Source organism: Corynebacterium suicordis DSM 45110 (assembly GCF_015351405.1).
Taxonomy (GTDB): Bacteria; Actinomycetota; Actinomycetes; order Mycobacteriales; family Mycobacteriaceae; genus Corynebacterium; species Corynebacterium suicordis.
On record NZ_JADKMY010000001.1, the window covers coordinates 939566 to 956809 of the forward strand.

The 17244-nt window shown below is 61.6% G+C and carries 14 protein-coding genes and 1 pseudogene; 10 read left to right on the top strand and 5 right to left on the bottom strand.

Annotated features, from left to right (window positions below):
- Window positions 1–7 precede the first annotated feature (7 nt).
- From gatA to gatB, 6 genes are read left to right on the top strand one after another with little or no spacing between them, the layout of a single operon-like run.
- Window positions 8–1504 carry an Asp-tRNA(Asn)/Glu-tRNA(Gln) amidotransferase subunit GatA gene (gene gatA / locus IRY30_RS04390; RefSeq protein ID WP_194556140.1) on the top strand — a complete coding sequence of 499 codons (1497 nt, stop codon included), beginning with the start codon at window positions 8–10 and terminating at the stop codon, window positions 1502–1504.
- Between the two features lie 2 nt (window positions 1505–1506).
- Window positions 1507–2406, top strand: coding sequence for a hypothetical protein (locus IRY30_RS04395; protein WP_194556141.1), 900 nt, complete (start codon window positions 1507–1509; stop codon window positions 2404–2406).
- Between the two features lie 19 nt (window positions 2407–2425).
- Window positions 2426–3055 carry an NUDIX domain-containing protein gene (locus IRY30_RS04400; RefSeq protein WP_194556142.1) on the top strand — a complete coding sequence of 210 codons (630 nt, stop codon included), beginning with the start codon at window positions 2426–2428 and terminating at the stop codon, window positions 3053–3055.
- Window positions 3055–4413, top strand: coding sequence for a DHA2 family efflux MFS transporter permease subunit (locus tag IRY30_RS04405; protein WP_309825092.1), 1359 nt, complete (start codon window positions 3055–3057; stop codon window positions 4411–4413). The genes IRY30_RS04400 and IRY30_RS04405 overlap by 1 nt, the downstream gene beginning before the upstream one ends.
- Before the next feature lie 10 nt (window positions 4414–4423).
- On the top strand, window positions 4424–5452 hold the full coding sequence (locus IRY30_RS04410; RefSeq protein WP_194556143.1) for an ATP-dependent 6-phosphofructokinase: 1029 nt from the start codon (window positions 4424–4426) through the stop codon (window positions 5450–5452).
- Window positions 5453–5478: 26 nt separating this feature from the next.
- Window positions 5479–6996: an Asp-tRNA(Asn)/Glu-tRNA(Gln) amidotransferase subunit GatB gene (gene gatB, locus IRY30_RS04415; RefSeq protein ID WP_194556144.1), complete on the top strand. Its 1518-nt coding sequence runs from the start codon at window positions 5479–5481 to the stop codon at window positions 6994–6996.
- Here the strand turns inward: gatB and IRY30_RS04420 are convergent.
- A complete protein-coding gene (locus tag IRY30_RS04420) occupies window positions 6993–7964 on the bottom strand; it encodes a glutathione S-transferase family protein (protein ID WP_194556145.1) in 972 nt (323 codons plus the stop codon). The genes gatB and IRY30_RS04420 overlap by 4 nt on opposite strands.
- A gap of 72 nt (window positions 7965–8036) precedes the next feature.
- On the opposite strand from IRY30_RS04420, the gene IRY30_RS04425 reads away from it, so the two are divergent.
- The gene (locus IRY30_RS04425; protein WP_194556146.1) at window positions 8037–8855 is read left to right on the top strand and encodes a DoxX family membrane protein; all 819 of its coding nucleotides are present in this window, start codon (window positions 8037–8039) and stop codon (window positions 8853–8855) included.
- Here IRY30_RS04425 and IRY30_RS04430 read toward each other — a convergent pair.
- The 4 genes and pseudogenes from IRY30_RS04430 to IRY30_RS04445 form a co-directional block, all read right to left on the bottom strand.
- Window positions 8852–9400 (bottom strand): annotated as a pseudogene (locus IRY30_RS04430) (LysE/ArgO family amino acid transporter). The gene IRY30_RS04425 and the pseudogene IRY30_RS04430 sit on opposite strands and share 4 nt — an antisense overlap.
- A 41-nt stretch (window positions 9401–9441) precedes the next feature.
- Window positions 9442–11292, bottom strand: a complete 1851-nt coding sequence (gene ilvD / locus IRY30_RS04435) for a dihydroxy-acid dehydratase (protein WP_194556147.1) — start codon at window positions 11290–11292, stop codon at window positions 9442–9444.
- Between the two features lie 4 nt (window positions 11293–11296).
- A complete protein-coding gene (locus tag IRY30_RS04440; RefSeq protein WP_194556148.1) occupies window positions 11297–11863 on the bottom strand; it encodes a PH domain-containing protein in 567 nt (188 codons plus the stop codon).
- A 43-nt stretch (window positions 11864–11906) separates the two neighbouring features.
- Window positions 11907–13358 carry a mechanosensitive ion channel family protein gene (locus tag IRY30_RS04445; RefSeq protein ID WP_194556149.1) on the bottom strand — a complete coding sequence of 484 codons (1452 nt, stop codon included), beginning with the start codon at window positions 13356–13358 and terminating at the stop codon, window positions 11907–11909.
- 340 nt (window positions 13359–13698) lie between these two features.
- Here IRY30_RS04445 and IRY30_RS04450 point away from each other — a divergent pair, with 340 nt between their 5' ends.
- The 3 genes from IRY30_RS04450 (at window position 13699) to ilvC (ending at window position 17232) form a co-directional block, all read left to right on the top strand.
- Entirely contained in the window at window positions 13699–15609 is a 1911-nt protein-coding gene (locus tag IRY30_RS04450; protein WP_194556150.1) for an acetolactate synthase large subunit, read from the top strand.
- A complete protein-coding gene (gene ilvN, locus IRY30_RS04455; RefSeq protein WP_194556151.1) occupies window positions 15609–16115 on the top strand; it encodes an acetolactate synthase small subunit in 507 nt (168 codons plus the stop codon). The genes IRY30_RS04450 and ilvN overlap by 1 nt, the downstream gene beginning before the upstream one ends.
- Window positions 16116–16215: 100 nt before the next feature.
- Window positions 16216–17232, top strand: a complete 1017-nt coding sequence (gene ilvC / locus IRY30_RS04460; protein WP_194556152.1) for a ketol-acid reductoisomerase — start codon at window positions 16216–16218, stop codon at window positions 17230–17232.
- Window positions 17233–17244 lie beyond the last annotated feature (12 nt).

Genomic DNA, 17244 nt, shown 5'->3' on the forward strand with positions numbered 1-17244 from the left:
TTTTTCCATGAATTCACAATATGTAGTTGGCGCGCGCGATGACGCGAATTTCACCACGTGGACCGCTGCTGATCTGGCCACCAAGATCCACGCTGGCGAGATCAGCTCCGTGGAGGTCACCCAGGCCCACCTGAACCGCATCGGCGAGATCGATGGTGACATCAACGCGTTCCTGCACGTCGGTGCCGATGAGGCGCTGGCTGCGGCTTCTTCTGTTGACGACGCCATCTCTGCCGGAGAGACTCCCACCAGCCCTTTGGCTGGAGTGCCGCTGGCGCTCAAGGATGTCTTCACCACCACTGATGCGCCCACCACCTGCGGTTCCAAGATGCTCGAGGGCTACATGAGCCCATACGACGCCACCCTGACCGTGGCACTGCGCGCCGCCGGTATCCCCATTCTGGGCAAGACCAACATGGACGAGTTCGCGATGGGTTCCTCCACCGAGAACTCCGCCTACGGTCCCACCAAGAACCCTTATGACTTGGACCGCACCCCGGGCGGCTCCGGCGGTGGCTCCTCCGCAGCGCTAGCCGCAGGCATGGCTCCGCTGGCCATCGGCACGGACACCGGCGGATCCATCCGCCAGCCCGCAGCGCTGACCAACACCGTTGGCGTGAAGCCCACCTACGGCACCGTCTCCCGCTATGGTCTCGTGGCCTGCGCATCCTCCCTGGATCAGGGTGGCCCGACTGCCCGCACGGTGCTGGATACCGCGCTGCTGCACTCGGTGATCGCTGGGCACGACATGAACGATTCCACCTCCTCGCCCCAGGAAATCCCCGACGTGGTCGGCGCCGCCAAGCAGGGCGCCAATGGTGACCTCAAGGGCGTGAAGCTGGGCGTGGTCAAGCAATTCCAGCGCAGCGAGGGCATTCAACCTGGCGTGCTGGAGGCCTACAACAAGAACCTCGAACAGCTGCAGGCTCAGGGCGCGGAGCTGGTGGAAGTGGATTGCCCCAACTTCGATCACGCGCTGAACGCCTACTACCTCATCCTGCCGTGTGAGGTCAGCTCCAACCTGGCCCGTTTCGATGGCATGCGCTACGGCAAGCGCGTGGGCGATGACGGCACCCACTCCGCAGATGAAGTGATGAGCCTGACCCGCGCGCAGGGCTTCGGCCCCGAGGTGAAGCGCCGCATCATGCTGGGTACCTACGCGCTCTCCGTTGGTTATTACGACGCCTACTACCTCCAAGCACAGCGTGTCCGTAACCTCATCGCGCAGGACTTCAAGCGCGCGTTCGAGCAGGTGGAGGCCATCGTGGCTCCGACCACCCCGTCCACCGCGTTCAAGTTGGGCGAGAAGATCGATGACCCATTGGCGATGTACATGTTCGACCTCTTCACCCTGCCGCTGAACTTGGCCGGCGTGTGCGGAATGTCCGTACCCGGTGGTTTCGCGGCAGACACGAACCTGCCCACCGGCCTGCAGATCATGGGCCCAGCGCACGGCGATGATCGCCTGTACCGCGTGGGTGCAGCGTTCGAAGCTGGCCGCTAAGCATGGAGTTCTGGCAGTGGTGGCAGGAGACTGGCGCACAGCGCTGGGAACAGGCCATCCGCGAGAGAACGCCAGCCGATGACGCTCTTATTCAAGAGACGAACGAGCACGTGGATGGGATCGGCCCGAATCTCGCATTCGAGTTCCACCCGGGCCGGAATACACCCTTTGGCTTGACCGTCACAGCGCAGGGCTATGCCGAGAACCGCGCGGTGGCCAGGCGTTGGCTGAATGCCGCGCCAGCTTCCGATATCTGGGAGTTCTACGATCTGCGCCAACCCACCCCGGGATTCTCCATCTCCCTGGGGGAGGCCACCGTGAGCACCGATGACCTGCGCTTCCGGCTCAATCCGGGGGATTCCGTGCTCAACGTGGATGTCTATCACCCGGGAATTACGGAGCCCAACCTCGGTTTTCTCCTGCTGGATAGCGCGTTCGGCGAACGCAACGTGGAGATGTGGTTCGGAGAGATCAACTTCGCCACCGAACCCGGCCCGGAGCTCACGGTAGCCGACGTGAACGCGGAAATAGCCCAGCTGGAAGCTCGTTTTCCCACCATGGGCGAGGGAACGTGGCGCTTGTATGAATCCAACCAGGGCGAAGAACACTACGTGGCCCGCGTTCGGCCCCCGCTCCACCCGTTGAGTGATCCTTTGAAGGAGATCCATGTGCGGGTGGAGATTGCTGGCGTCGAAGAAAAAAGCGCCGAGGAACTCTGGGACATAGAGGATCGGCTGGAGGCCATCGAAGGCGCGCGCCTGGTGGCGGTGGAAACGCTGACCGGCGTGCGCACATTCCACCTGTATGCCGTGCGGGAATGCGTGGAACAGTTCGGCGCGTTCGGGCACGGCGAGGCAGTGGTGGATCCCGGATGGGTGCAGGTTTCGCACCTTCGCTTCTGATATCACTAAGGTGGCAGCCATGGATTACCAAGGCGATGGCTGGGCAGTGATGGGCGACGGCACCCGTTTTTGGGGAGTTCTGGGGGCCGCCGGATTGTTTTTGGTCTCACCCGATGACTACGTATTGATGCAGCTCCGCGCCGCGTGGACCAACCGTGGCGGCACGTGGGCTGTGCCGGGAGGAGCGCGCAATCCGGGGGAGACCGCGGTGGATGCAGCGCTGCGCGAGACGTGGGAAGAGACCTGCGTGGAATCGGGGCACATCAAGGTGCTGGGGGAATGCGTCACTTCCGAGTTCCCGCTGTCGCACGTTCTGCGCCGCGAACCGCTCAACGAAGAGGCACTGTTGGAGCGCGTGGAGCACGGCGATGAGGTCTTCCACCCCGACCACGGTGGGCAGGGAATCATCGGCCTGGGTAATCGGGGCTGGTGGGAGATCAAGGATGAGAACTTCTCCGAAAAGTGGACGTACACTACCGTCATCGCCGAATGCGATGAGCAGTTGGCATTCACCGCGACCAGCGAGTCTTCGGACTTGGCCTGGCACCACATCGACAAGCTGGAGGAGCTCGATCTCCTCCCGGCATTTAAAGACGCGTTGCCAACCCTGCGGCAGGAGCTGAAGCGGTTGCGCGCTGCAGGAGACTAGTGACAACTTTGCCTTTGCCGCAGGCATGGCGCTGCGTGATCGCGCTATGCATCGGCTTCTTCATGATCCTGCTGGATCAAACCATCGTCACCGTGGCCACGCCCGCGATCCAGGATGATCTGGGTGCGGATTATGGCCAGGTGGTGTGGATCACCTCCGTGTACCTGCTGGCCTTTGCGGTTCCGCTGCTGGTCACGGGGCGTTTGGGGGATAGGTGGGGTCCGAAGCGGCTCTACATCGCGGGCATGGTGCTGTTTTCCCTGGCCTCGCTGTGGTGTGGCCTGGCTGGTTCCATTGAGCAGTTGATCGCCGCCCGCGCGGTGCAGGGTTTGGGTGCTTCCTTGTTGAGCCCGCAGACCATGAGCGTGATCAACCGGGTATTCCCGCGCGAGCGACGCGGTTCCGCGCTGGGCGTGTGGGGCGCCACGGCGGGGCTATCCACTTTGCTGGGGCCCATCCTTGGCGGCGTGATCACCAGCGTGGCCAGCTGGCACTGGATCTTTATCATCAACGTGCCGATCGGCGTGCTCTCCATCGTGATGGTCTACCTGTGGGTGCCGCGCTTTGAACCTTCGGACAAGCCCATCGATGGGCTCTCGATCGTGCTGTCCATCGTCTCCATGAGCGCGCTGATTTTCGCGATTCAGGAGGGCGAACGTGTGCACTGGACCTGGTGGATCTGGGTCCTGTTCGCTGTGGCAGCGGTGGGTGCGGTCCTTTTTATTCGACGCCAGAATCAAGTCACCGGGCGGGATCCTCTGGTTCCGCTCTCGCTGTTTGAGCGTCGCTCGTTTTCCTATGGCAACCTCTCCATCTTCACCATGGGGTTCACTATCGCGGGCATGATGATCCCGATCATGCTGTATGTCCAGCAGGTGCGCGGCCTGGACCCCATCGCGGCTGGATTGCTGATGACTCCGATGTCGCTGCTGAGCTTCCTGCTCAGCCCGCTGGTGGGACGAGCCACGGACCGGATGAGCCCGCGGCCATTGGCTATGACGGGCTTCGGCCTGATGGCCTTGGGTTTGGCGATGACGGCCGGAATCATGGCTGCGGAGATCAACGTGTGGTGGATGCTGCTGGCCAACGTGGTCCTCGGAGTGGCGAGCCCGTTGATCTGGGCTCCGAACTCCACCACCACGCTGCGGGATCTGCCCGGTTCGATGGCCGGCGCGGGATCCGGAATCTACAACACCACGCGACAGCTGGGCGCGGTGATCGGTGCCGCGGTAATTGGCATGATCCTGCAAATTTCCTTCGGCAGTACGCCGGGAATCGGCTTTGCCGCCTCCTTAGTGCCCGCGGTGATTCTGTTGGGTGTCGGCATGTGGAGTGCGGGGCGCGCGGTGGACAGCTAGACTCAAAATTATGCGAATTGCGACTCTGACCAGTGGTGGAGACTGTCCCGGACTCAATGCAGTGATCCGTGGGATCGTGCGGACAGCGGCGGGGCGCGGGCACACCGTGGTGGGATTCGAAGATGGCTGGCAGGGTCTGCTGGAGGATCGGCGGGTGCAGTTGTATGACGATGACAACATCGACCGCATCATCCGCCGCGGCGGAACCATCTTGGGCACCGGCCGTTTGCACCCGGATAAGTTCAAGGCGGGCATCGATCAGATCAAGGCCAACCTGGAAGATGCGGGCATCGACGCGCTGATCCCCATCGGTGGCGAGGGAACGCTCAAGGGGGCGAAGTTCCTAGCCGATAACGGTATCCCCGTGGTGGGCGTGCCCAAGACCATTGATAACGACGTCAACGGTACCGATTACACCTTTGGCTTCGACTCCGCCGTGGCGGTCGCAACGGATGCCATCGATAGACTCCACACCACCGCTGAATCCCACGATCGCGTGATGATCGTGGAGGTCATGGGTCGCCACGTGGGATGGATTGCTCTGCACGCGGGTATGGCCTCCGGCGCGCACGAGATCCTCATTCCGGAAGTGCCTTTCGATATCGATGATGTGTGCCGCCGCATGGCGCGTAGGTTCCAGCTGGGGGAGAAGTACGGAATCATCGTGGTGGCCGAGGGCGCACTGCCCAAGGAAGGCTCGCTGGACGTGCCCGAGCGGGAAGTGGACGAGTTCGGACACGAGAAGTTCCAGGACATGACCGGGGTTATCGCCCGCGAGATCAACAATCGCCTGGACACCGAGGTTCGCTCCACTGTGCTGGGCCACGTCCAGCGCGGTGGAACCCCAACCGCCTTCGACCGCGTGCTGGCCACCCGTTTCGCCGTGAACGCCACGAAGGCGTGTATCCGCGGAGACTTCAACAAGGTGGTTTCGCTGCGCGGCGAGCACATCGAGCTGATCAGTTTTGAGGATGCGGTCGGCGAACTCAAGGCAGTGCCGCTCAAGCGCTATGAGACTGCCCAGTCACTGTTTGGCTAAAACCGGGGTGTACTAAGATGGCACACATGACTGCGCCTGTCTACGACTATTCCGATGATGTGATGGACTACGAAGAAGTGCTGGAGCGCTTCGACCCAGTAATGGGTATGGAAGTCCACGTGGAACTCGCCACGAAAACCAAGATGTTTTCCACGTCCTCCGCGGACTTCGGCGACGAGCCAAACACCAACGTGGACCCCTGCAGCTTGGGATTGCCCGGAGCACTGCCCGTGGTGAACAAACTGGGCGTGGAGTGGGCCATCAAGATCGGCCTGGCGCTGAACTGCAAGATCGCCCCGTTCTCCCGTTTCGCGCGCAAGAACTACTTCTACCCGGATCAGCCGAAGAACTACCAGATCAGCCAGTATGACGAGCCCATCGCGTACGACGGCTACCTGGATGTCACCCTGGATGATGGCACCGAGTGGCGCGTGGAGATCGAGCGCGCGCACATGGAAGAAGACACCGGCAAGCTCACCCACCTGGGTGGAACTTCCGGCCGCATCCACGGCGCGACCGCTTCCTTGGTGGACTGCAACCGCGCTGGCGTGCCTCTGATTGAGATCGTCACCAAGCCCATCGAGGGCATGGGCGAGCGGGCGCCGGAGATTGCCAAGGCTTATGTCTCCGCCCTGCGCGACCTGGTGAAGGCGCTGGGAGTCTCCGATGCCCGCATGGACCAGGGTTCCATGCGCGTGGATTCCAACCTGTCCCTGCGTGAAAAGGGAACCACGGAATTCGGCACCCGCACGGAAACCAAGAACATCAACTCCCTGAAGTCAGTGGAGCAGGCCGTGCGCTTCGAGATGCAGCGCCAGGCCGCATGTCTGGTGAATGACGTGGAGATCATCCAGGAAACCCGTCACTACCAGGAGACGGATGGCACCACTTCCCGCGGTCGCGTGAAGGAAACCATGGCGGACTACCGCTACTTCAACGATCCGGACCTGCCTCCCGTGATCGCCCCAGCAGAGTGGGTCGAGGAAATCCGCGCCACCCTGCCGGAGATGCCGTGGATCCGCCGCGCGCGCATCCAGGAAGAGTGGAAGCTCAAGGACGAAGAGATGCGCGACCTGGTGAACGCCGGCGCGCTGGATCTGATCATCGAGACCGTGGAAGCCGGAGCGTCCTCCGGTGAGGCGCGTTCTTGGTGGGTCTCCTACCTGGCAGGCAAGGCCAACGAGGCGGGCGTGGAGCTCACCGCGCTGGAGATCACGCCAGCACAGGTAGCTCGGGTCATCGCCCTGGTGGGCGAGGGCAAGCTCACCACGAAGCTCGCGCGTCAGGCTGTAGACGGTGTGCTGGCTGGGGAGGGCGACGTCGATAAGGTCATCGCCGATCGCGGCCTAGAGGTTGTGCGCGATGATTCCGCCATCGAAGCGGCAGTCGATGAAGCGCTCGCCGCAAACCCAGGCGTGGTGGAGAAGTACAAGGCCGGTAACACCAAGGTCACCGGCGCTATCGTGGGCGCGGTCATGAAGGCCACTCGCGGCAAGGCTGACCCAGCGCAGGTCAATCAGCTGATCGCCAAGAAGCTCAGCTAAGCCAGCTTCTCATCATCCGGGAAGGATTCCTCGGCGGGATTCTCTCCGGGTGGAGTCCAGTCATCGCCGGGTAGCTCGGCGCGATCGTGCGGAGCGTGGTAGCTCTGCGGATCCGGCCCCACGGGAACCACGCCCGTGGGGTTGATGTCTGTGTGAACCAGGAAGTAGTGGTCCTTGATCTGCTGGAAGTTGGTGGTATCACCGAATCCGCGGGTCTGGAAGAGATCTCGCAGGTATGCCCACAGCACGGGCATCTCCGAGATCTTGTTGCGGTTGCACTTGAAGTGGTTGTGGTAGACCATGTCGAAGCGGATGAGGGTGGGGTAGAGGTACACATCCGCCAAGGTGATCTGATTGCCCACCAGGTAGCGGCAATCGCTCAGGCGCTCCTCCAACCAATCCAGGGACTCGAAAAGCTCGTTGAAGGCCTTTTCGTACGCCTCCTGGGATCCCGCGAAACCGGCCTTGTACACGCCGTTGTTCACGGTGCGGAAGACTCGGTCTGCCACCTCATCGATCTCTTCGCGCAGGTGTTCCGGGTAGAGGTCCGGGGCATCCTCGCGGTGGAATTCCGTCCACTCGGTGCAGAAATCCTTGACCATGGTGCGGAAATCATTGGTGACCACGGATTGGGATTCGATCTCCACCAGTGCGGGAACCGTAATGCCCTTGGGGTAATCCGGGTAGCGGTTCAGGTATGCGCTGCGCAGCTGACCCATCTTGAGCACGGGGTCGATGCTGTTGGGGTAGAGATCGAAAGTCCAGGACTTCCAATCGTGCGTGGGACCGGTCAAGCCCAGCGAGATTGCGTTCTCCAGGCCCAGGAGTCGACGCGTAATGATCGCGCGGTGTGCCCAAGGACACGCGCGGGCGCCGACCAGCCGGTACGTTCCAGCTTCGGGGATTGCTCGGTCATCGATGTAATTCATGTCGCGGTCAAAGCTGCCGCCTGTGGAAATATTGCCCATGTTGATCCATGGTAGACCGACTCGCCGGGCAGCCTCCTCCGTGGGAGAAAGCAACCCGCATAGGCTGGGGGAATGAGCCGGGAAAATGATTTTTTTGACGACGCCAATACGGATGTAGACGTACCGACCTATTCTCGTGACCCCTACGCGATGACCGGACGGGCTCGCCCACAGCGGATCGAGCCTAAGCGGCCGGAGCCGAAGAAGCCCGAACCTGTGGTTGAAGAGCCCGTTGTGAATGAGGCAACTAAGACCGAACCATCGGTGGCCAAGCCCGCAACTGCGGTTCCAGCTTCAGCAGCAACTACTGCACCAGCCACGCGGGTAATGGACAAGTCAGTGGCTGATGAGCCAGCTACCGAAGCGCCCGTGGCAGAAAAGCCCGTGCGGGACAAGCGCGGCACGCTGAGCTTTGGTTTGCTGCTGCTGCGCCTGGTTGTGGGCGGTTTGCTGCTGGTCCATGGCCTGCAGATCCTCTTCGCCTTTGGCGGGCACGCTGGGCTGAACACCTTCGAATCGCAGCTTTCGGATCACTCCCATGCGGATCTCCTGGCCGTGGGAATCTCCGTGGCCGAGGTAGTGGCCGGCGGTCTGTTGATCCTGGGTCTGCTCACGCCACTTGGCGCGGCACTGGGTGCCGTCGCAGCCGGATTCCTGGCGCTGCATCACCTGCGCGCATGGGAGGGCGGATATTTCCCCGCCACGCTGGATACCGAAGTACAGATGTGGGCAATCCTGGCGGCCATGTCCATGGTGATCCTGTTCACCGGACCCGGCCGAGCTGCGTTGGATCGTCCACGCGGTTGGGCTACCCGGCCGTTGGCGTCGGCGTGGTTGTTCGCGATTATCGCTGTGGCCGGCCTCGCTGGCCTGTGGTTCCTGACCGCTTAATTGCTCAAGGCGAGCTTGAGCGCGATGGCCACCATCATGATGCCGATGCCGAGGTTGATGTAGGACCAGAAGCGTGGCGTCGATAAAGGTTTGGAAGGGACGCGGGCACCCAGACCGAGGGCGGGGAACCACAGCAAGGTGGCGCACATCGCGCCGATGAGCAGGGCGGGGGCGCTACCGGGGGTTTGGGCGGCCACGTTGCCGAGGATCATCGAGTCGATGTAGGCGGCAGGATTTGCCCAGGTCATGATAAATGCGGCGATGACCGGTTTATACAGGCCGCTGACGTCTTCGTTGGCCAGGGATTGGGGATTGCGGGCGTCGCGGAAACATGTGAACGCGAACCACAACAGGTAGGCCACGCCCACCCAGCGCAGGCCTCAGAGCAGCCAGGGAGCGCGCTCCACCAGCAAGCCCACGCCGGTAATGCCCAGCAGGGCCAAGAAAAAATCGCTGATCATCACCACGGCCAGCACCGGAAGCACAGAGCTCCGGCGCAGACCCTGCTTGATGATCAGCGCATTCTGGGGGCCAATGGCCACCATGAGGGAGAGCCACAGGACAAAGCCCTGCAGCGCGGTAGTGACTATTTCACTTCGCGGACAGCACCGCGGTCAGCTGAAGTGGCCATGGAGGCATAGGCGCGCAGAGCCTTGGTGACGGTGCGCTGGCGGGTGGTCGGAGACCAAGGCTTGTCGCGGGATTCCATTTCTTCCCGACGCTTGGCGATCTCTTCATCAGAAACCTGCAGCTCCAGGCGACGCTCGTGGATATCGATGAGAATGGGATCGCCATCCTGCACCAAGCCGATGAGTCCGCCGTGGGCAGCCTCGGGGGACATGTGACCCACGGAGATTCCGGAGGAGCCGCCGGAGAAGCGGCCGTCGGTGATCAGTGCGCACTCCTTGGCCAATCCCGCGCCCTTGAGGAACGCGGTGGGGTGGAGCATTTCCTGCATGCCAGGGCCACCAGCGGGGCCTTCGTAGCGCACCACAACCACGTGGCCTGGTTGCACCTTCTTGTCCAAGATCACGCGCACGGCATCTTCCTGGGATTCCACCACGAGAGCCTTGCCCTCGAAGTGCCAGACGGAGGGATCCACACCGGCGGACTTGATCACAGCGCCGTTTTCCGCGAGGTTTCCGCGCAGGATCACCAGGCCGCCATCAGCGGTGAAGGCGTGTTCCACATCGCGGATGACACCTTCGGCGGCGTCCGTGTCCAGGGAAGACCAGCGGTTGCTGGTGGAGAAGGGCTCGGTGGTGCGCACGCCACCGGGGGCAGCGTGGAAGAGCTCAATGGCTTCTTCGCTGGCTTCACCGGAGCGGATATCCCAGTTCAGCAGCCATTCCTTGAGAGTGTTTGAGTGCACGCTGTGCACGCCCTCGTTGAGCTTGCCCCCGCGGTAGAGCTCACCGAGGATGGCGGGGATTCCGCCGCCGCGGTGGACGTCTTCCATGTGGTAATCGGAGTTCGGGGACACCTTGGAAAGGCAGGGGACGCGCTTGGAGAGGGCATCGATATCATGCAGGGTGAAGTCCACTTCACCCTCTTCGGCGGCAGCCAGGATGTGCAGCACCGTGTTGGTGGAGCCACCCATGGCCATGTCCAGTGCCATGGCGTTCTCGAATGCCTCGCGGGTGGCGATGTTGCGCGGCAGAACGGAGGTGTCACCCTCGCCGTAGTAGCGCTTGCACAGGTCCACGATGGTGGTGCCCGCGCGGCTGAACAGGTCGCGGCGAGCCACCTGGGTAGCCAGCGTGGAGCCGTTGCCTGGCAGGGAGAGACCCAGTGCCTCAGTCAGGCAGTTCATGGAGTTCGCGGTGAACATACCGGAACACGAACCACAGGTAGGGCAGGCTGCAGATTCCACGTCCAGCAATCCCTGCGCGTCCACCTTGTCGGAAGCAGAAGCGGAAATGGCGGTGATCAGGTCAGTTGGGGCCTGCACCACACCATCGACAGCCACGGCCTTGCCGGCTTCCATCGGGCCACCGGAGACAAACACCACTGGGATGTTCAGGCGCATTGCTGCATTGAGCATGCCCGGGGTGATCTTGTCGCAGTTGGAGATACATACCAAAGCGTCCGCGGCATGGCCGTTGACCATGTACTCCACGGCGTCGGAAATGACCTCACGAGAAGGCAGGGAGTACAACATGCCCGCGTGACCCATGGCGATGCCATCGTCCACGGCGATGGTGTTGAACTCGCGAGCCACGCCACCGGCTTCGGTGATGGCCTCGGCGACGATGTCTCCGACATCCTTGAGGTGCACGTGACCAGGCACGAACTGCGTGTAAGAGTTCGCGATGGCGATGATCGGCTTGTTATCGAAGTCTGCATCGGTCATGCCCGTGGCGCGCCACAGCGCACGTGCGCCCGCGGCATTGCGGCCCTGGGTGGTTACGGCGGATCTCAATGGGATTGCGTTCATCGTTCTAGTCACTCTTCTCTACTTCGGCGCGACGCTGAGCTTCGTATTCAGCGTATTCGTCCTTATCCATCAGCACTGCATGGCCGTCCTTGTGGACAACCTGCACCTTGCGATCTGCGGCTTCTCGGCCCGGGGTCACCGGATCGGGAATGCGGCCGTCAGATGCCACGCTGAGGGTGATCAGCGAGTTAAAGGTTACTCCCGGGAGCCAGAAGCGCTTTTCTTCGGCTCCGTCTTCACGAGAAACGGCAAAGGCTTTACCCGCCTTATTAAACTGCACGCCGGAGAATTTATTCCATCCCAGCTCCTGGTTCTTACGCAGGGCGTAGCGGGTGGAGATGCCCTTTGGTCCCACCGTGGTGCGCACGTAGAAGGTCCAGGCCAGGAAGATCAGCGGCAGCAGCGGCACCCAGAAGAACCACGAGAACTTGAATCCCGCGAAAATCAGGCACAGCACCACCATGAAGGCCGCGCCCAGCAGGTGCTCGCGGCTGGGGGAGAGGGTCACGGTATCGCCGCGCCACTTCACTCCCGGTCCAGCGGTGGGTGGGGTGATTCTGTTTGCGCTCATAGTTGCTATTTAAACAGGTTGGCCTGTCGATGTTGAATCGCGGTTACTGCGTGGGCTGGGTGGTCTCGGCAGTGGGTTGCTGCTGCTGGCTGGTGGCAGGGGGCTGGCTGGAAGTGGTGGGCTGCTGCGTGGTGGTTTGTGGATTCTGTTGCTCGGTGGTGTCCGTGGGCTGCTCCGAGACCGTTGGTTGCTCTTCGGTCGGAGTCTCGGTTACCGATGGCTCGGTTTCGGCAGGTGTGGTTTCCTCCGGTGCTGTGGTCTCTTCGGTGGACTGCCAGCGTGCCGGGTTGAGCAGGCCAGCTTCTCCGCCTTCGGGATTCGACGACGCCAGCGCCAACCCGCCCACGAAAATCAACGCGATGAACAGCAGGGTAGTGGACACGCGGGTTCTTCCCCCGATGCTGAGAAGGTTCTTGATCTTGGTGTCGTAATCGTGACGCTCAAAGACATTCTCATCCAGGGAGTCATCGAGTTCCTCTTCGCCATCGATGATGCCCCCGCGTTCGTCTCGCTTCGGGGTCGAGTGGGTGTGGGCAGAGGGTGCTCCCGGACCATCATCCTTGGGCTCGGATCCGCGTGCCTGCTCGGTCAGTGCCGGGTCTTCCTCGATACGTGGGGCTGGGGTGGCGTCGGAAAGAGAAGAAGAGGGACCGAAGGCGGGCGCGTGCTGCATGCGCTCCCAGAACTCGTTGGCCACGGCGGCGCGGATGGCGCGTTCCACGGCCCACTGACGGGCGGGGTTAACGTCCGCGGTGATGCGGAACTGCACGGACCACGGCTGACCGGCGGTGGCGGGCTGAACTAAGTTCATGGCGGGGAGGACATCGAGTTGATCGGTGACGTCCTTGGCCACGTCGGGGTCGTTCACCGCGTGCTGAGCGGCGCGTTCCACGCTGTGGGTGAGCTCGGACATGGATTCGCCGTGCTTCATGGGGATCTGGATATCTACCACGGCGCGGGACCACTCCTGGGAGAAGTTGGTGATCACACCGGTGGTGCCGTTGGGGACGTTCACCATCTCGCCGGAAGGCGTGCGCAGGCGGGTGGCGCGCAAAGTGATGGCCACCACGGTGCCTTCAACGGGGCTGCTGGGGCCATCGAAGCTGACGTAATCGCCCAAGCCGAACTGACGCTCGGAGATGATGAAGAACCCGGCCAGGAAATCGCCAATTACGTTCTGCGCGCCGAAACCAATGGCGGCGGAGACCACGGTGGCGGGAAGTGCGGCACCCAAGGCGGGCACGCCCAGGTTGGTGAGCGCGAGCAAGACGATGAAGAAGAATGCGATGGCTTCCACCACGTAGACCAGGGCGCCGATCAGGGCCAGGCGGGTCTTGGTGGCCTCTTCGCCCTTGGATAGCTGGCGCTCGGCAAGGCGCATGGCCAGCCGGCCCACGCGCGGCACCAGAATGGCCGTGAGAACCAGCGCGGTGATGGGGATGCCGTGGTGGATGAACCAATCCCAGAGCTGGTACAAGAAGAACTTCAGATTCATGTGCTCCACAGTAATGAATAATCCGCCGGAACCATACTCTTGCTATTCGCTGCTCGGGGGCTGATTTTTCGCTGGAAAACCGGGTGAAATGTGGTCACCTAGTGAGATGATCATGTTCATAGTTTGGGAAATTAGTGCTCAAAGTGTTGCTAATCACAGCCCAGTGTGACTAAGCTGTGTTTCATGATGAGCAACCTAATTATTCGCGTACTCGTACCCTGAGGGGCGCACCCTCACTCGAGATTCTCGAATAATTCCTGCGCCCCCAAGCCATGCTCGGGGGCCTTTTGCTTGCCCATCCCTTTCCTGCAAAAGCACCGACTCAAGGAGCGAATGACACGTGACGGACACATCACGCTCGCAGCCCACGCCAGCCACCCTGGCGAACAACTCCCGCGGCAAGCGGCCCGAGCGCATTAACGGCGCCCAGGCTGTCGTCCGCTCCCTCGAAGAGCTCGGCACGGACGTAGTCTTTGGCCTCCCGGGCGGTGCCGTGCTGCCTTTGTACGACGCCCTCTATTCCTCCAAGCGCCTCAATCACATCTTGGTGCGTCACGAGCAGGGCGCTGGCCACGCGGCTACCGGTTTCGCCCAGGCCACCGGCAAGGTGGGCGTGTGTATCGCCACTTCCGGCCCGGGTGCCACCAACTTGGTCACCCCGATCGCCGATGCAAACATGGACTCCGTCCCGCTGGTGGCCATCACTGGTCAGGTGGGCCAGCACATGTTGGGCACGGATGCTTTCCAGGAAGCGGATATCCGCGGCGTGACCATGCCGATCACCAAGCACAACTTCATGGTGACCAGCCCAGAGGACATTCCCGCGGCAATCGCGGAGGCATTCCATGTGGCATCCACCGGCCGCCCCGGCGCGGTGCTGGTGGATATCCCCAAGGACGTGCAGAACGCGGAGATGGACTTCACCTGGCCACCGCAGTTCGACCTGCCCGGTTACCGCCCAGTCACCACCCCGCACCCACGGCAGATCGATGAGGCCGTGAAGCTGATCAACTCTTCTCGCCGGCCAACGCTGTACATCGGCGGTGGCGTGATCAAGGCGGAAGCGCATCAAGAACTGATGGCTTTCGCTGAGGCATATGACATCCCAGTGGTCACCACCCTCATGGCCCTGGGTTCATTCCCAGAATCTCACCGTCTGCACATGGGTATGCCGGGCATGCACGGCAGCGTTCCTGCCGTGGCCGCCCTGCAGCGTTCTGACCTGCTGATCACCATTGGTGCTCGCTTCGATGATCGCGTTACCGGCCACTTGGAAAGCTTCGCACCAAATGCGCAGGTCATCCACGCGGATATCGACCCAGCGGAAATCGGCAAGGTGCGCGAGGTGCAGGTGCCCATCGTGGGCGACGCCCGCGAGGTACTGCAGGCGCTTCCCGATTCCATGCGCAACAACGGGCTGAAGGGACCAAACACCTCCGCGTGGTTGGATTACCTGGGCAAGCTGATCGAGGACTTCCCCCGCGGTTACACGGAACAGCCGAATGACAAACTGGCACCCCAGTTTGTCATCGAGACGCTCTCCCGCGTGGTTGGCCCGGATGCGATCTACGTGGCAGGCGTGGGTCAGCACCAGATGTGGGCAGCGCAATTCGTGGACTACGAAAAGCCCCGCACGTGGTTGAACTCGGGAGGCTTGGGCACCATGGGCTACGCTGTGCCAGCGGCCATGGGGGCCAAGGCCGGAAAGCCGGAGACCAGCGTGTGGGCCATCGATGGCGATGGCTGCTTCCAGATGACCAACCAGGAACTGGTCACTTGTGCCGTCGAAAAGCTACCCATCAAGGTGGCACTGATCAACAACGGCAGCCTGGGCATGGTACGTCAGTGGCAGACGCTCTTCTACGACGAGCACTACTCCCACACCAACCTCAAGCCAGGCGAGCACTACCTGCCTGACTTCCTCATGCTGGCAGAAGCCATGGGATGTGCAGCCTTCCGCGTGACCCGCGAAGAAGATGTGGAACCCACCATCCGCAAGGCGGAAGCCATCAATGACCGCCCAGTGGTGATCGATTTCATCGTTGGTGAAGACGCTCAGGTGTGGCCAATGGTTGCGGCCGGCACCTCAAATAACGAAATCCAGTACGCGATGAACCTGCGTCCACTGTTCGACGAGGAATCCTCGGCAGGGGAGGACCCTGCGGAAATTCACGGCGTCATTAAGGAAGAGATCGAAGAAGATCTCCAAGAACAGATCGACGATCGCAGCACCAACGAGGAGAAGAAATAATGGCTCAGCGCCACACACTGTCCATTCTTTGTCAGGACGAAGACGGCATCATTTCCCGCGTCTCGGGAATGTTTACCCGCCGCGCCTTCTCCATCCTCTCCATCAGCTCCGGTCGCACGGAGGTGGAGGGCATTAATCGCCTCACCATCGTGGTGGAGGGTGAGGATCATGTTATCGAGCAGATCACCAAGCAGCTCAACAAGCTGATTCCAGTGATCAAGGTGACCCGCCAGGATCCAGAGACCACTGTGGAGCGTGGCCTGCTGATGGTGAAGGTTTCCGCCGATGCCACCAACCGCACCCAGGTTGTGGAATCCGCCAAGCTCTTCCGCGCACACGTGGTGGATGTGGGACCGGAATCCCTGATCGTGGAGGCCACTGGTTCTCCATCCAAGCTGCAGGCGCTGCTGGATATCTTGGAGCCGTTTGGCATTCGCGAGCTGGTGGAGTCTTCGATCACCGCCATGAGCCGCGGCCCGAAGGCGATGTACCCCTCCAAGCTTTAGCTCGCCCGTGCCCACTATGTGGTCACCCCCATCTCACTAAATGAAATGGACTGCTGGTATAAATAGAGTCAGCAGATCCGCAACGAAAGGAACTTTCCCCATGGCTATCGACGTACTTTACGAAGACGATGCAAACCTCTCCTTGATCCAAGGTCGCAAGGTCGCGATCATCGGTTACGGCTCCCAGGGTCACGCGCACGCACAGAACCTGCGCGAATCCGGCGTGGAGGTTGTTATCGGCCTGCGCGAAGGTTCCAAGTCCCGCGCCAAGGCTGAAGAAGCCGGCTTCACCGTGAAGAACAATGCGGAAGCTTCCGAGTGGGCAGACGTGATCATGCTGCTCGCCCCTGATACCTCTCAGGCCAGCATCTTCGAAAACGACATCGCGCCGAATCTCAAGGACGGCGACGCCCTCTTCTTCGGACACGGCCTGAACATCCACTTCGACCTGATCAAGCCAGATGCTTCCACCACCATCGGCATGGTTGCACCAAAGGGCCCAGGTCACCTGGTTCGTCGTCAGTTCGTCGATGGCAAGGGTGTGCCTTGTTTGATCGCCGTTGACCAGGATCCAAAGGGCGAGGGCAAGGAACTTGCTCTTTCTTATGCTGCAGCAATCGGTGGCGCACGCGCCGGCGTGATCCCCACCACCTTCGAAGCAGAGACCGTCACCGACCTGTTCGGTGAGCAGGCTGTGCTCTGTGGTGGCACCGAAGAGCTGGTCAAGACCGGCTTCGAGGTTCTGGTTGAGGCTGGCTACGAGCCAGAAATGGCTTACTTCGAGGTGCTGCATGAGCTCAAGCTCATCGTGGACCTCATGTTCGAGGGCGGCCTGGCCAACATGAACTACTCCGTGTCTGACACCGCAGAGTTCGGCGGATACCTCTCCGGCCCTCGCGTGATTGACGCGGACACCAAGAAGCGCATGAAGGATATCCTCACCGATATCCAGGACGGCACCTTCACCAAGCGCCTGGTTGCCAACGTTGAGGGTGGCAACAAGGAGCTCGAGGATCTGCGTGCTTCCTACAACGACCACCAGCTGGAGACCACCGGCAAGAAGCTGCGTGACCTCATGAGCTGGGTCAAGGTAGACGCTCGCTCCGAGACTGCCTAAACTCACAGCTAG

Excerpts from the sequence above, each read along its gene's own strand:
- gatA (WP_194556140.1), top strand. The coding sequence starts at position 8 with ATGAATTCACAATATGTAGTTGGCGCGCGCGATGACGCGAATTTCACC.
- IRY30_RS04395 (WP_194556141.1), top strand. The coding sequence starts at position 1,507 with ATGGAGTTCTGGCAGTGGTGGCAGGAGACTGGCGCACAGCGCTGGGAA.
- IRY30_RS04400 (WP_194556142.1), top strand. The coding sequence starts at position 2,426 with ATGGATTACCAAGGCGATGGCTGGGCAGTGATGGGCGACGGCACCCGT.
- IRY30_RS04410 (WP_194556143.1), top strand. The coding sequence starts at position 4,424 with ATGCGAATTGCGACTCTGACCAGTGGTGGAGACTGTCCCGGACTCAAT.
- gatB (WP_194556144.1), top strand. The coding sequence starts at position 5,479 with ATGACTGCGCCTGTCTACGACTATTCCGATGATGTGATGGACTACGAA.
- IRY30_RS04420 (WP_194556145.1), bottom strand. The coding sequence starts at position 7,964 with ATGGGCAATATTTCCACAGGCGGCAGCTTTGACCGCGACATGAATTAC.
- IRY30_RS04425 (WP_194556146.1), top strand. The coding sequence starts at position 8,037 with ATGAGCCGGGAAAATGATTTTTTTGACGACGCCAATACGGATGTAGAC.
- ilvD (WP_194556147.1), bottom strand. The coding sequence starts at position 11,292 with ATGAACGCAATCCCATTGAGATCCGCCGTAACCACCCAGGGCCGCAAT.
- IRY30_RS04440 (WP_194556148.1), bottom strand. The coding sequence starts at position 11,863 with ATGAGCGCAAACAGAATCACCCCACCCACCGCTGGACCGGGAGTGAAG.
- IRY30_RS04445 (WP_194556149.1), bottom strand. The coding sequence starts at position 13,358 with ATGAATCTGAAGTTCTTCTTGTACCAGCTCTGGGATTGGTTCATCCAC.
- ilvN (WP_194556151.1), top strand. The coding sequence starts at position 15,609 with ATGGCTCAGCGCCACACACTGTCCATTCTTTGTCAGGACGAAGACGGC.
- ilvC (WP_194556152.1), top strand. The coding sequence starts at position 16,216 with ATGGCTATCGACGTACTTTACGAAGACGATGCAAACCTCTCCTTGATC.